The 13,808-nt window shown below is 30.1% G+C and carries 14 protein-coding genes and 2 pseudogenes; 7 read left to right on the top strand and 9 right to left on the bottom strand.

Features of this window, described 5'->3' with window-relative positions:
- Positions 1-64: 64 nt before the first annotated feature.
- Both ERL59_RS08615 and ERL59_RS21055 read right to left on the bottom strand, forming a co-directional pair.
- A complete protein-coding gene (locus tag ERL59_RS08615; protein ID WP_235929841.1) occupies positions 65-433 on the bottom strand; it encodes a hypothetical protein in 369 nt (122 codons plus the stop codon).
- Between the two features lie 1,373 nt (positions 434-1,806).
- A pseudogene (locus ERL59_RS21055) lies at positions 1,807-2,405 on the bottom strand (IS3 family transposase); the annotation flags it as partial.
- A gap of 354 nt (positions 2,406-2,759) precedes the next feature.
- Here ERL59_RS21055 and ERL59_RS08595 point away from each other — a divergent pair.
- The 3 genes from ERL59_RS08595 (at position 2,760) to ERL59_RS08585 (ending at position 6,014) form a co-directional block, all read left to right on the top strand.
- Positions 2,760-3,668 carry a hypothetical protein gene (locus ERL59_RS08595; RefSeq protein ID WP_160645799.1) on the top strand — a complete coding sequence of 303 codons (909 nt, stop codon included), beginning with the start codon at positions 2,760-2,762 and terminating at the stop codon, positions 3,666-3,668.
- 171 nt (positions 3,669-3,839) lie between these two features.
- Complete coding sequence (locus ERL59_RS08590) at positions 3,840-4,559, top strand: hypothetical protein (protein WP_160645798.1); 720 nt, start codon at positions 3,840-3,842, stop codon at positions 4,557-4,559.
- 996 nt (positions 4,560-5,555) lie between these two features.
- Positions 5,556-6,014 carry a hypothetical protein gene (locus tag ERL59_RS08585; protein ID WP_160645797.1) on the top strand — a complete coding sequence of 153 codons (459 nt, stop codon included), beginning with the start codon at positions 5,556-5,558 and terminating at the stop codon, positions 6,012-6,014.
- Positions 6,015-6,370: 356 nt separating this feature from the next.
- Here ERL59_RS08585 and ERL59_RS08580 read toward each other — a convergent pair whose 3' ends face one another.
- Both ERL59_RS08580 and ERL59_RS08575 read right to left on the bottom strand, forming a co-directional pair.
- On the bottom strand, positions 6,371-6,520 hold the full coding sequence (locus ERL59_RS08580) for a hypothetical protein (RefSeq protein ID WP_160645796.1): 150 nt from the start codon (positions 6,518-6,520) through the stop codon (positions 6,371-6,373).
- 517 nt (positions 6,521-7,037) lie between these two features.
- Positions 7,038-8,318: a helix-turn-helix domain-containing protein gene (locus tag ERL59_RS08575; protein ID WP_160645795.1), complete on the bottom strand. Its 1,281-nt coding sequence runs from the start codon at positions 8,316-8,318 to the stop codon at positions 7,038-7,040.
- A 448-nt stretch (positions 8,319-8,766) separates the two neighbouring features.
- On the opposite strand from ERL59_RS08575, the gene ERL59_RS08570 reads away from it, so the two are divergent.
- Positions 8,767-8,997 carry a helix-turn-helix domain-containing protein gene (locus ERL59_RS08570; RefSeq protein WP_160645794.1) on the top strand — a complete coding sequence of 77 codons (231 nt, stop codon included), beginning with the start codon at positions 8,767-8,769 and terminating at the stop codon, positions 8,995-8,997.
- Between the two features lie 23 nt (positions 8,998-9,020).
- The gene (locus ERL59_RS21290) at positions 9,021-9,152 is read left to right on the top strand and encodes a hypothetical protein (protein WP_268894505.1); all 132 of its coding nucleotides are present in this window, start codon (positions 9,021-9,023) and stop codon (positions 9,150-9,152) included.
- A 273-nt stretch (positions 9,153-9,425) separates the two neighbouring features.
- Here ERL59_RS21290 and ERL59_RS08565 read toward each other — a convergent pair whose 3' ends face one another.
- Positions 9,426-9,692, bottom strand: coding sequence for a hypothetical protein (locus ERL59_RS08565; RefSeq protein WP_160645793.1), 267 nt, complete (start codon positions 9,690-9,692; stop codon positions 9,426-9,428).
- 191 nt (positions 9,693-9,883) lie between these two features.
- Between ERL59_RS08565 and ERL59_RS21050 the strand changes: the two are divergent.
- Both ERL59_RS21050 and ERL59_RS21045 read left to right on the top strand, forming a co-directional pair.
- Positions 9,884-10,288: pseudogene (locus ERL59_RS21050) on the top strand (NucA/NucB deoxyribonuclease domain-containing protein); the annotation flags it as partial.
- The gene (locus tag ERL59_RS21045) at positions 10,286-10,471 is read left to right on the top strand and encodes an excalibur calcium-binding domain-containing protein (RefSeq protein ID WP_328699923.1); all 186 of its coding nucleotides are present in this window, start codon (positions 10,286-10,288) and stop codon (positions 10,469-10,471) included. The pseudogene ERL59_RS21050 and the gene ERL59_RS21045, both read left to right, overlap by 3 nt.
- 421 nt (positions 10,472-10,892) lie before the next feature.
- Here ERL59_RS21045 and ERL59_RS08555 read toward each other — a convergent pair whose 3' ends face one another.
- The 4 genes from ERL59_RS08555 to ERL59_RS08540 form a co-directional block, all read right to left on the bottom strand.
- Positions 10,893-11,429, bottom strand: a complete 537-nt coding sequence (locus ERL59_RS08555) for a DUF3221 domain-containing protein (RefSeq protein WP_160645792.1) — start codon at positions 11,427-11,429, stop codon at positions 10,893-10,895.
- A gap of 256 nt (positions 11,430-11,685) precedes the next feature.
- Complete coding sequence (locus ERL59_RS08550; RefSeq protein ID WP_160645791.1) at positions 11,686-12,825, bottom strand: S1 family peptidase; 1,140 nt, start codon at positions 12,823-12,825, stop codon at positions 11,686-11,688.
- 442 nt (positions 12,826-13,267) lie between these two features.
- The gene (locus tag ERL59_RS08545) at positions 13,268-13,426 is read right to left on the bottom strand and encodes a hypothetical protein (RefSeq protein WP_160645790.1); all 159 of its coding nucleotides are present in this window, start codon (positions 13,424-13,426) and stop codon (positions 13,268-13,270) included.
- Positions 13,427-13,492: 66 nt separating this feature from the next.
- Positions 13,493-13,732 carry a hypothetical protein gene (locus ERL59_RS08540; protein WP_160645789.1) on the bottom strand — a complete coding sequence of 80 codons (240 nt, stop codon included), beginning with the start codon at positions 13,730-13,732 and terminating at the stop codon, positions 13,493-13,495.
- Positions 13,733-13,808 lie beyond the last annotated feature (76 nt).

The following is a 13,808-nucleotide window of genomic DNA, read 5'->3' as shown; positions in this document are numbered from 1 at the left end:
TATATTTTATGGTCAAAAAACGGTCACTTTTTTATGTGAAAATAATACATATAAATAATTAGAATTAGTGCTTTTTCACTTTTTTAATCTTTTTCCACTGAGAAAAAATATCAAAAAAAGACAATAAAAAAATAATCCAGAAGAAACCATTATCAAATGAAATCCCTAGAGTTGATTTACCACCTAAAATAGTTAATAACCCCATTAAGAAAATAACATAAATATTTATAAAGATTTGTATTATTACTTCATTTATATTATCTTTTACCTTCTTTCGTCCAAATATAATACTAACGATAATAATAGCAATGAATATCCATGTAAATATTTTTGTGATTTCAAGTGAAATAACTGGAAAATAATCAAATATTAAGAGTATTGTTATATAAAGAGTAACAATTATGCGCATAGGATTTATATGTTTCAGATGCATTATACCTCCATTGTTATAATAAAATGTTAATAAACTATCTACTTTTCTTTTTGATGAAAATAATATCTTTTCTTGATTTACCACTTTCATAAAACTTTACCATTTGTTGTTTGAATTCGGTCGTGAATGTTCTTCTTTCTCGTTTGGTCATTGTAGATTTCTCTCCTCTAAATATATTAGTTTTAGTCTACTTGACCTCAATTTTTCTGTCTAGTTAAGTGTAACCTGTCCACTTTTAATTAATGTTATTACTCTAGGAATTTTGTTTGGAAAAATAAATTTAAGGATAATCAATTAAAAATTAAATATGAACAAGCAATTAGAAGATATTACCAAAATGGATTAGATTTATATCCAGCATAAAATATGTATTTTATGCTCAAATAGCATTTTCTGAGCTAAAGTCTGATTTATTCGTAAAGAAATTGAATTTGATACTTTTTATAATGAAGTTGAGAATTTAAATTTTGAAACATCAAGCCTGTATAATTAACAAATTTATTTATTAGTTTCAAAAGCTGATATAATTAATCCTTAAAGAGCTAATTTGACAACAAGAAATAACCAGATCCTATAAAAATCACTGTATAGATCACGTACAAATACTTTAACTCAAGTTTGAATATATTACAAAAGTGTTTGAATTTTTCAACAACTTCAGATCTATCTAATATATAGGAAAGAAGGGTTCCGATAGTTCCAGCAATAAGTATTTTAATCCACATTTTTTCAATAAATAAGTCAGAGATTAAATATATCATTGAAGTAAAAGTAAAAAGTATATAAATCATGAACTGCCTATACTTTTTATTGCTTTCAATTTCTTTTTTTTTCATAAAATTAAGATGACTCCTTTAAAAACTTCTCTTTTGTACAGAAGAACATATTAACATAAAATTTGATCAATGTTAATATGTTCTATCATTAATATCAAATTTCTATCTATCCTTTGGGATATTTTTTAAAAGGAGAATCAAAATCCCTAGTAGATATAATTTTATTTTTATATTCTGAGGATACAGACACTGACTTTATGAGGTCACTGCATAATTGTTGGTGATTAATTTTATAACTTTTACACTATTTACATTAGTTATAAATTGTGAAAAGATCTAAACCTACTAACAAAATGGGATGGGAATTATATGGGATAATTTATATTTTTATACTTAAGCTACTATTGGTAGGCTGTACTGAAACCATAACAGTAAATTCTACAAAAGAAGAAGTCAATACCACGAATCATCAAGAGGAAAACACCTTATAGGTGTAACAATAAATGATGTGGTCGATGGGGATACAATCAAAGTTAATTTAGAAGGTAAATAAGAAAACGATTTAATTGCTATTAGTAGTGGACTGTCAACACTAAACTAGACAACTTTTTTAAGGTCAGCTAGTTTATATTTTACAGGGCTCATATAACCCAATATTCCATAGATTCGAATGTGATTTGGACGTAATCCGCTAATTGAATCTTTAAATCTTCTAAACTTTCAAAATTTCTATTCCTGACAAACTCTGTTTTGAATATTTTTGTAAGTTGCCTCAGCAACTGCATTATCAAACGGACAGCTTTTTGAACTTAATGACCGTTTAATTCATCTCATCTATCAGCTTATTTTTAAATTCATTTCCACGGTTTGTATGGAATAGTGTGATCTTATCTAAACGCGTTTTCACACTTGACATCGCTTGCCATACAAGTAGTGAGTCTTTGTTAGGACGTGCACTGTATCCTATCATTTCTCGATTATAAAGATCAATAAATAAGCATACGTACTGCCATTTATTCTCCACCCTCACGTAGGTTAAATCACTAACAACGACAGCATATTCTGTTCTTGATCTAATTGACGATTGAGTTCGTTAGCTACTTGTTGTTCGTTACATTTCGCTTTTTTGAGGTTTGAACCCTGCAACGGTATAATTGGATACCAAACCGTTTTTTTTTCATGATACGACCAATACGAAATAATGATAGTAATGATAGAGTTATGACTGGATGGAGTATAGGAGATCAACGTTTTTATTTCCCTGACTCTAATTAAAGCTGTAGAAGCAATCACGATATGGTCAGGAGACTTTTCAAGAGGTATATGGTCAGATGTTCTATATTGGACAGAGCAAAATATTTGGAATAACAACGTCTATCCAGCCCAATTAATTAATGCAGATCATGTCATAGTTGATATATAAGGATAAATAAATTTAATATAAATATGTCTTATTTTCAAAATAAGTAAAATATTGTTGTAATATAGAAATTACTAGAATATAATATCTTTATCGGCCGATTAAACCAATTTTTGGAGGCATATATAAATTGAAAAAAACATTTATATTTATATTAATTGTTATGTTAGTAGCTATTACTTCTAGCAATGCTTTTGCCATTAATGATAATAGTAGTAATAAATTTAAAGAAAAAGATATATATAAAGAAGAAAAGAAAATTGAAGGTAAGAATCTAAAACTAGAAAAAGTTCTTCCAGAAGATAAAAAAAGACTTAAAAAATACTTCAAAGAAAAATATGATAAAGCCAATTGGGAAAGCGTAACAAAAACTAAAGTGTATTTTGTACTTAATGAGGAAAATCAACTTGTTCCTTTAACTAATGAAATGAATGAGAAATTAAATAAAGAATTGAATGATAATCAGCAGAGTTCAAAAAAATCTAGTGTTCAAGTAGCATCTTGTAGAGAAAACTGCTCACAAAAATATGGTTTAACAATATATTCTACAGCTGGCGGATGGCCTGGTACAGAATACCCTGTAATGAAGATATTCGGACATGCTTTTTATTGGGATGATAGACCTCCATTAGATGCTGGTTTGAGCGTTGATGCTTGGGCTGTAACATGGGGTGGGAATCTAGCAATAGATGAATATGACTTTTTTATTAATTATGATGAGGAACATGTAAGCAATATTTCTCCAGCTACAATTACACCAAATGCAGGAATTGCATGGGAATTTAATGAAGCTATAAACAAAACATGGCCAAAAAACAATTGGTATGCTGAAGATGGTGGGGGAACAATTATTGCTGTAGCTTCAAGGGAAAAAGGAGAAGTAGCAAATTCAGTTGTTCATTATCTTCACACTTATGAAGAGAAAGTAGTAACTTCGTTGGGATTAAATATTTCTGCAACTGGTGGTGGCGGATCTATAGGATGGCAGACCAATACCATAGTCCAAAATGTTTCAGCAAAGGATATATTTAATTATTAGAACAGTTAAAAGCGCCTTTCATAAGGCGTTTTTTCTTTAGGTGAAGATAATTGGTTTATCTTATTCATGAAACAATAATATAACTTTATATGAACAACATAGCCAAATACTTTAAATGAGTTAATAAAGATTGTAATATAATTATATATATTTGGATAAAGGAGCGCATAAATGCGGATTATAAAATACTTATTATTAGTCACTATGATTATCATTTTAGCAAGTTGTAACAATGATGACCTAAACTTACAAGGAAGCTTATATGAAATTGAGGAATATGATTCTATTCCAAAAGATCTTGAAGAATTATTTCCTGATACAAATAAAGCGTTACTAAGTGATTGGAATATATACAGTGAAAACACAGTTATTAATCAAATAAAGACAACCAAAATGAAATTTATAGAAAAAAATGAGAAATTAATCCCTGTTCCAATAGATCAATCAGATAAAGATATCAAATCGTACGATCTTACTTTATTCCATTTTACTGGAGATTATATGAATAACGAGAATAAGACATGGAAAGTGTTTATAGGCTCATATGAATGGGATACATATCCACTAGATAAATATTCTGCTACACCCATAGACACTTTTTCTATTCAGTTTAGTTCTAATTTAGCAATAGAAAACGAAGTTGCTTTCATTCATTATGAAAATAGTGATAGTAATACCACTGCGCCTGCATCAATTAATAATGGTGTAATTTGGGATGTAGAACATCAAAACAGACCCGTGTCAGGAAGTTTTATGGTAAGTGCTTTTCAAACAAAGAAAACAGATGACAATAGTATAAGTACTATTAAATATGTATTTAACTCATTACAAAGTGATCGAAATAAAAGTCAAGAACAAGTGCCTACTATTAGTAGTCAACTTTCTTATTAGAAAGAATAATAGTTCCTAGTAATTGATATAGAAGGAGGATAAAGTGATACATATTAAAAAGGATATTTTTTAAAAGGAGAATCATAGTCCCTAGTCATTATAATCTTTATATTTTGAGTGTTTCCATCTTTACATTCTATATATCCACCTTTAACAAGTCCGTTTAATACTGAACGGACTGTTTTCGTCTTTTCCTGTTTTGGTTTCGAGTTCTCGAATGGTTGGCATTCTACGTCTTGTAGGTGAGTAATTGTAAGGGATTCGCAATACTTTTCTTTGTAGGTCTGTAACCATTAGGTTATTTTTCGTTATTATTAGAAATCTTCAAGAAAAAAATAAATGCTATTATCACCCTGCCAGCTACACTCATGGAAGTGCCAAATACAAATATCCATATATATAAAAATAATATAATTGTTTCACGATTGACCTTTCAGATACGCTTGGCATTAACGTCCTCCCAACTCGTACATAATGGAATGGCTTTGAAAGTAGCAACTCAAAGAACAACGAATCCTTTTCACTTTGGTCAATTCACTTCAATGCTTTTAATTCTTCGAAATAATCAAGAAGTTGTGTCAATTGTCGTTCCTTCAACTTCCCTTAGATCTTACGAAGACGGTTTAATAATTCGATTGCTTCCGCAATCAATTTCATTCGCTTCTTTCGTTCGTCACGGTCTTCGATATATTTACGATCTATAATTCCAATCGATTGTTCCATTTAATCCCCCCTTTCGGAAAAATAAAAAGACGCTACCCCACCTTGTTTGGCATAAGGAAAACGTCTTGTTAAATTAACTTAATTCATAACATTTGTCAGTAAGATTGGGAGAATTACGCACAAAAAAAGCGTCGATCGTTAGACCAACGCTTTCGCTCTTCAAAATGTATGTTTATGGCCCATAGTTGGTTGATTTTTTTTATTTTAAATACAATTTACCAAATATTTTTTTTAAAGTATAATTTAGGAAAACGATTTGAGAGGAGTTGTATAATGAGAAAAATAATTTCAACCTTTGTATTTGCCATAATAATAATGTCATCAGTAAGTTGTACTAACAATTTTGACCCAGATAATGAAACTTTATTTTTTAAATCAATAGGATCGTCAGAAACAGATACAAAAAAGATATTTGCATTAGTTCTTTATCCAAATAAGGAATTAGGTGAAAAAGATATACCTGGAATTAGTTCAATAACTCCTTATAATGATTATAACCCTATTAATGAAGAACTATATGAATTTAAGACGGTTTTGAGTAACAATAATAGAACATCCTCATTCTTTCTATCTGCCGATGATATTGGTCTACCTTCAAAAATAAATATTGAGGATACCTATACTTTTGTTTTTATAACCGACAAACAAGAAGAAATAAATATTAATAAATACAAAATAACATTTAATCAAGAGTTTGAAGGAGTTTCAAATTTCGAAAATGCTTTTTTTTAACGCTAAATGAAGTTTTAATAATAAAGTTTGCCAAAAATATAATAGTTGTCCAAAAGTTGTCCAAGACGAAAAAATCACAACTTCACACCATAATATTATTTTCAAAACAAAACAAAAACCCCTTGTGCGTCAAGGAGTTTGGACATTTTAATTATGGTGACCTGAACAGGGTTCGAACCTGTGACCTCCACCCTGTCAAATAGATGTGGGGTATGATCTACATACCCCCTACACCTCTAATAAGCTGGTTTTATGGGGTTTTTATTTTTTATTTGATATACATTTCCCTAAATTTTTATATAAATATATACAATCCGTCCCCAATTCGTCCCCAATTAAAAATTTATTTTATGATTTTATTTCAATATGTTCTCTTTATTTTTTATTGCATCTATGTTTTGAATTACTTCCTTACAAATACAATCACGTATTTCACTAATAAAAAAATTAATATCGACAGGAGTTTCTAAATGTTCTCCTACTATTAATTCATTATTTTTTTCCAATATATAACCCTCTCTCTTTAAGCATTTATTTTAATTTTTATTATTTTCATGTAAAATTTGATCAAAATTTTTAAAAGTGACTTATTAAACAAAGTTGTTTATAATTAGAGTGAATTATTATTTTTTATTTGTCCCTGGTAGTTGTTGCGAGCAATTATCAGGGATGTTCTATGTATCACCATCCTTTTTCTCAGCCAATTTAAAACCTAATCTTGTAATTGATTTCACCCCTCCTGAATTTTCAAAATAAATACAAAAATCATAATATTTTGGGTTTTTCTTGAAGTTATATACATATCATTATAATACCTATTGACCAAAATTCGCGTTTTTAAATTTTTTGGTCAATTTTTGTAAATAAAAATAAAAAAACCTCTCCATAAAAGGAAAGGTTTTTTTGTTTTTCTACCAGCCTCCGTCACCTACACTTAATAAAGTTACGGCTTTAGTGATTTCGGGTGATATGACTAATGTAAAGGCAAAAAATTTTAAACACTTGAATAATTTTTTCATGATTTTAACCCTCTTTCTCTAAATAGATATTAAATTTTTCCATACCTTTAAAAGAATCCGTTTCTTTATTTGTAACATGAATATTCGAAATTATCCATAAACATTCTTTTTCTTTTTTAACTAAGTCAATCATAGAGTAACGTTTTGCTGCTTCCAAACAATAATTTATGCCTTTTTCTATTTCATCTATTTGGATGAAATATTTTCCCTTGAGTTTAAAATATCGACCTAATTCAGCTTTTTTAAATGGTGTAACACATGGGATGGATAATAGTTTCTCTTCTAACTCGAAGAGTATCTCTTGAATTTTCGGTAGATTATTTGTTTTAAAATATAAATCTATTAATTGATTCACTGCATGGATCAAAGCAAAATCCCCACAATTTGGCAGGTTATCTTCTAGGATGGAAATAGCAAGCTTATGTTCACCAGTTGCACCATATAATTCTGCTTCGTTTAACTTTACGTTATCATTCACTTCGGGAAGATCAAATTCTCTATAACGATCTAAATAAGCTTTTGATTCTTCATAATTACTTAAAAAAAAGTAACCGTTAGATAAGACATAAATGGTATTTGCCAGCGTTCTAGTGTCAGAAATTGTTTCATTCAATGCTTTTAAGCCCATTTCCACACTCTCTTCAAACTGATTTGTGTAGAAAGCATGAACTTGTAGCCTATAATAGAATTCGCCTCGTTCTTCACTTGTAAGGAAATCATTAAAAAATAGATTCGCTTTTCCAGATTCATATGTTGAACGAAGCTTAGTAAAATCATCTCGTTCAATGAGATAAATTTCCAATAAACATTTGGCAATATAAGGCATCATTCCATGTGACTTTGAGTAGCCAGTAATTGCCTTATATAGGGTCAATCTAACAGATCGACATTTTATACCCTTTGCCTTGTTATAAAGTTCTTTGACCACCTCTAGGCTTTCATCTGTTGGTGATTGAAGTATCTTTGTGGAAACTTTTTCAATTAAGTGGATATTTACTCCTTCTTTGTGTACTAAACCATCCAATTTTGAAAATAGAATATCAACATTGTCTACGTTTTCTATATATGGTTCTAGTAATTCATCTTCTGGGATGTTTAATACAGAGATAATTTTCTGGAGAGTTTCCCATGCTGGTCGTTTCACTTTTCCAGTCTCAACTCTACACAAGCCTGCTTTATCAACATTCACCTTTTCCGCTAATTTCTCTTGCGTCATATCTGCTTTTTCACGATAAAGTTTGATCAGTTCCCCCAAAGATAGTCGATTTTCAACAGCTTTAATCATGGATTAAACCCCTCTCAATCTATCCTTTTCAACTAAAAAAAATGGTAATTTTTATTTTTATTTGTAATATTTAAGCAAATTATGGTATTAGGTAATTATTATACCATCGGAAAAAAGTTTTTAATATTGGGAAACATATTGTAAAACACGCCTATTATTTAATAGATTTTGCTTTATCAAAGCAACTTCTGAAAAATTATGTTATATATGATTACTTAATAACCTACAAAAATCCCTTAATCATTTTTATTAGCCTCAATAATCCTTGATTAATGATATGGATATATAATTTAAAATCAATCGTAACTTTAAGTTCTTTTTTCATTATCAATCCCTCCTTTGTTTAAAGCCTATGTGGCTTGGATTGTCCATTATTATGTTTTTTTGACACGATTTAAGTTTATTTTTTTTACTACTTGTCCATGATATTGCTAAAAGGAGTGATATTATGGGGATTTGGGGTAAAGGTTTAGGTCGCCCAAGGTCAAGGTTAGGAAAGTATTTAGATGATAATGAGATACCTCAAAAATCAATGGAAGAAAAAACTGGCATCAACAAAGATACTATGTCAAAGTTATGTAACAAAAAGGACTATTCTCCAAATGAAAAAACAAAACAAAAAGTTATAAAAGTATTGAAAGAAAAAGATAAAAAGGCAGATATTAATACATTTTGGTAGAAGGAAAGTTAGGAGGGAGAGTCATGCAGGATATTAATAAAGTTCAGTTTTCGGATGAAACACTTAAAGCTCTTCATAAAATTGTTTATGAATCCATCACAAGAGCAATTAAAAATGGTACTTACACTAAATTGTTAGAGAATGAAAAAAACTAAAAAATGAATAACTTGTAAAATATTAGGTGTTTGATATACTAGAATAGTACTACGTACCACATTGTTCGTAGTCTCCTTTTTATAGTTTCGACAAAACTAATTTTTTGTGTGTTTATGGGAAAATGGTCTCATGGGGATGAGACCGAACCACTGACTTAGGTTGGTGGTTTTTTGTTTGTCAAAATCAACTGAAACTTCTTCTTTAATGAGAACGAAAAGAAACCCAAAGATTATTGGGTTTCTTTTCTATTTTTTTCTATTAAGTTCCAACACTTAGCAACTTTTTCCTGTTCCTTCCTCTTGAGGGTAGTCGTATTTATCTTCTAATTCAGTATTTATTAAATCACCATCATCATTATAATAATCTAAATATATTGTTACATACACTTGGTATAGATTATACCATTCACCTGCAGAACAATATTCTAGTTGATGTTCCCTATACTTAACTTGTCTTTCAGTCACATACCCTGCAAATACACTACTGATTGGTATAGTTAATAATAAAACTACTAAAACTAAGATAATTGCTTTTTTCATAATTATGCCTCCTGCTTAATTTTATACAGTTGATATTCTACAAAAAACGAGGATTTCCTCCATAATATTTTATTTTTTTACAATTTGATTAACTTACTGTTATATTTAAGTTTTTTTTGGACTTTTACACTATTTACTTCTACTACTGTATATGAAAAAATAAAGTACAAAATGATATATGGAGAGATAGAATGAGGATAACTATTCTGATACTGATTCTCATGTTTGTTGTGGGATGTTCAGAAAATACAAACATAGAACCTGTTCCAAAAGAATTAACAAACAGTGAAAAATTCGGTGAAGTAGATACATCTGACATTACATATGATGAGGTTTTGGTTTTTCCTGCTGATAGATACCCCGAAACAGCAACACATATTGAATCAGCAATTACAAACGGTGAATCAGCTATATGTACCATAGATCGTGATGACTCTGATAATAACCGTGATGAGTGGCCGATGGCAATGTGTGCCGAAGGCGGTGCAGGTGCTAGTGTAGCTTATGTTGATCCTTCTGACAATAGAGGTGCTGGATCATGGGTGGGAAATGAATTAGAAAATTATCCTAATGGAACTAAGGTATTATTTGTTATTATTGATGGAGATAGACTGGACAGTGTTCAGAGAGCTAACAATGAAGAGAAAACGACTACTACTATCCTACCTTTTGCAAACTGCACTCAAGCTAAAGAAGCAGGAGCTGCTCCAGTACTTATAGGTGATCCAGGATATAGCACAAAACTAGACAGAGATGGTGATGGGGTGGCTTGTGAGTGATGCTTTTTAAACCGTATCTTATACTCTTATTGTAAAATATTAGGTGTTTGATATAATAGAGGTACCATTCCAAACCCCTTTAAATATGCATTTCCAAAACTGATTTTTTATGGGCAAATGGCCTCATTAGGGATGAGACCGAACCACTGGCTTAATTGTCGGTGGTTTTTTATGTATCATCAGTATCTTTGTCTAAGCTTATAGAGAAGGGGTTCTGCAATCGATATTACTAAGCAATGGAAATAGAAATAAAAGCCCTAAGTGAAGTAAAAATTATTCAATTAGAGCAGATTAAACTTTGTATTTACTCCCTCAATAGCTTTTTCTAACGAAAAAAGATAAAAAACCATTCAGAAGAAAAACAAAGGGGTGGTGGATTAGTTATAAACAATATTAATATTTGTTTACTTTACTATAAAGATTAGTGATCATTTATTTCTAAATTCATCTTCTTACTTTCTTTCTCAAGACCATCCATAAACTGAACTAACCATTTTTGTCTATCCTCATCAAATGTTAAATCTTTCAAAATAAATACTTCAATTTGTGGACTTCTATTTATTGCCTCACGTATAACTTCTTCAACCGTTAAATTTGTGGTAGTAGGTGACTTCATTTTAACGATTTTTATTTCATCAAGTTCAACACTACCCGGATAAGTAGTCATGGTTAATCCTTTTGTTGTATATTCTACTTTTTGACCTATTTTTAGTGTTTTTAGGTCACTACTTTCTACATTATAAAGCCAAGTGGCATTATAATATTCCTTAACTCCCCCCGAAGAACTAAAGTCTTGGGGTATATTACTTACAACAAGAATCTTTTCATTTTCAATTTTTGTAATAAACTCCCCTTGTATGTCCACTTTTATCAGTCCTTTATCATTATTCATTTCTTCAGAACACGCACTTAATGTTAGTAAAATTAAGATCATCAACGATAAAAATTTACTTTTCATATAGATTAATTTCTCCCTTCTCTATTATTAAATAATTGAATAATTATACTCCTCTCCTCCCTTTATAATAGTAGACGCAAAAACTACATGTTATGTTTCACTTATAATGAATAATTTTTATAATAAGGTAAAATATGCTAAGGGAGGAATAAAATAATACGCTCTATACTAATAGTGAAGTTAAATGATCTACAATTATAAAAAGCCGTCAGTTATCAATTAACGGACGGCTAAATATTCATTATTCCACTATTTATTATGGGTTACTAAGACCTAATGAAGAGAAAATTTTATCAACTCTTGTGAACAATGTATAGGAGTCAGATGTCCAATTTCCATTTGTTAAAGCACTTGCACTTTGCACGCCCATAACAACATAGTCAGCAGATCCAGAACCTTTATACAAATACGTAGCAACTGCTGCTCCACTATCTCCTTTGATAGCTTTATAACTTGATTTTACAATGTTAGTCATAGTTTTACCGGCATATATTTCAGTGTGATATGCTACTAAAATTTTTCCAGTTTGCTTCCCTGAAACTTGACCATAAGCATAAATTGTTTTACCTTGCACTAAATCACTGCTACTTGTCGTTGCATATTCATATACATTGCCATTAGTGAATTTTTTTGTTGGTGTGTAATCTGTTACAAAAATTCCTGATTGAGCTTTAACAAAAGCAGCATCTACACTACTACCAAATTTTTTGCTTTGTAGAGTCCCTACAGTTTTATTATTAATTTTGGCAGAAGATCCAGTAGAAGCAGATAAATGTCCCGCGGTTACAAATCCTTCATTCCCAGAAGAATCTTTAGCAGCAAAACCTACCGTAAGTGCGCCACCACCAATTACTGCCTTACTTCCATTGATAATATCTGCTGTAGTTACAACTTCAAGCTTTTGTTCTTGAATCTCAACAGCACCTTTTTCAACCAATTTATTTATCTTCTTAATCGCCTTTTCATCAGGTTGTTTTAAGTAAATAACAACTTTGTTTTTCATCTCATCAAGACTCAATGAAGTAATACCCAATTCATTCATTCTAGGAGTTAAAAATTTCATAGTTTGATCTAACTTTTTAAAAGAGTTTTTAACTTTGTTATATTTCACTTCATTACTGTCAATAAGATTACTTACTTCCTCTACATTATTTACTAAGTTAATATTAAGAATACCATCATCATCTATATAGACTCCTGCATAATCATCTTCATACTTCTTATTATCTTTTACCTTCTTTTTAACATCTTTGTTGATTTTCAGAGCTTTGCTTTCCTTGATCAAAAGAACATTCAATTCATCGTTTGGGGATTTTTCGGCATAAACACTCCCGCTAACAATGGATACCACTAGTAAAACTGCTACTAGAAACGAAACAATTTTTTTTGACTTCATTACTTTCATCCTCTCTTTATGTATATATTATTTTGAGTACAGTATAGTATAGTAATATTGTATTCATTATTAGTCAATAGGAATATTTGACTATAAATTTATATTAGTTAACATTTAATTAAGGGTGACAAGATAATGTCATGAACTAAACTGACGAGAAAAGATTCTATGACAGTACTTCGTACCTGGTACCTATATCAGTGAGGATTCCCAGAAGAGGAAGGCTAGTTAAATTTTTTGTCTAAAACTTGACCAATTTCAATAGCTAATCTATTATCTATATTAGAGTTTATTTTTCTTGATTTTTTTCTTTTATTTTTTTAATTTTTTTAATTTTTTATCTTTTAATTTCTTTTTTCTTTTAGTTTTTTTAGACGATATATTTTTTCTTGGTACTTACTAACCATAAGAGTTAGTAAGTACCTCTTTTTTATTCGAGCTCTTAAAACTGAATTGGATCGCGTCCCTCAAGTCCATGATAGTTCATTCCTTCGGTTAATGAATAAGTAATCACTACACGTTCATCAACTCCGTGATAGTTCATTCCTTGGATTAAAAATGTTAGCATAGATACAACCAAAATAAGTAAAGACTTTTTCATAAAATATCATTCCTTTCTATGTTTTTGAGATTATTGGCTTCTAATGAAAATCCTACCAATCCTTACTCATTTCTGCAATGTATTCTTTGCACCACTCCATAACCCACTAGCCGCTAACCCCATTACAATACCAACGAGTATAGCTTGCTTTGGATCACCTGGAGCCACATAAAAAATACCAGTTGCTATCCCCAATACGAGAGAAAAAACTGGTTGATACTTAGCACTTAACCCTATTTGTTTTGCTAACTGAACTAAAGCAACAATGATAGGAACGATTGCAAAATCATAAACTTGAAATTCCATTTTAATTTCCACCTTTCAATCTAGTTAATATAACAGCTAACTGCTCACGTGTGACTGGTTCAGCCGGTCTGAAAGT

The organism is Chengkuizengella marina, assembly GCF_009910845.1.
Taxonomy (GTDB): Bacteria; Bacillota; Bacilli; order Paenibacillales; family KCTC-33759; genus Chengkuizengella; species Chengkuizengella marina.
This window is presented reverse-complemented; position numbering and strand designations above follow the sequence as displayed.

What these genes read in the sequence shown, in the direction of transcription:
- ERL59_RS08615 (WP_235929841.1), bottom strand. Translation starts at nt 433, where the DNA reads ATGCATCTGAAACATATAAATCCTATGCGCATAATTGTTACTCTTTAT.
- ERL59_RS08590 (WP_160645798.1), top strand. Translation starts at nt 3,840, where the DNA reads ATGCGGATTATAAAATACTTATTATTAGTCACTATGATTATCATTTTA.
- ERL59_RS08585 (WP_160645797.1), top strand. Translation starts at nt 5,556, where the DNA reads ATGAGAAAAATAATTTCAACCTTTGTATTTGCCATAATAATAATGTCA.
- ERL59_RS08575 (WP_160645795.1), bottom strand. Translation starts at nt 8,318, where the DNA reads ATGATTAAAGCTGTTGAAAATCGACTATCTTTGGGGGAACTGATCAAA.
- ERL59_RS08570 (WP_160645794.1), top strand. Translation starts at nt 8,767, where the DNA reads ATGGGGATTTGGGGTAAAGGTTTAGGTCGCCCAAGGTCAAGGTTAGGA.
- ERL59_RS21290 (WP_268894505.1), top strand. Translation starts at nt 9,021, where the DNA reads ATGCAGGATATTAATAAAGTTCAGTTTTCGGATGAAACACTTAAAGCT.
- ERL59_RS08565 (WP_160645793.1), bottom strand. Translation starts at nt 9,692, where the DNA reads ATGAAAAAAGCAATTATCTTAGTTTTAGTAGTTTTATTATTAACTATA.
- ERL59_RS08555 (WP_160645792.1), bottom strand. Translation starts at nt 11,429, where the DNA reads ATGAAAAGTAAATTTTTATCGTTGATGATCTTAATTTTACTAACATTA.
- ERL59_RS08550 (WP_160645791.1), bottom strand. Translation starts at nt 12,825, where the DNA reads ATGAAGTCAAAAAAAATTGTTTCGTTTCTAGTAGCAGTTTTACTAGTG.
- ERL59_RS08545 (WP_160645790.1), bottom strand. Translation starts at nt 13,426, where the DNA reads ATGAAAAAGTCTTTACTTATTTTGGTTGTATCTATGCTAACATTTTTA.
- ERL59_RS08540 (WP_160645789.1), bottom strand. Translation starts at nt 13,732, where the DNA reads ATGGAATTTCAAGTTTATGATTTTGCAATCGTTCCTATCATTGTTGCT.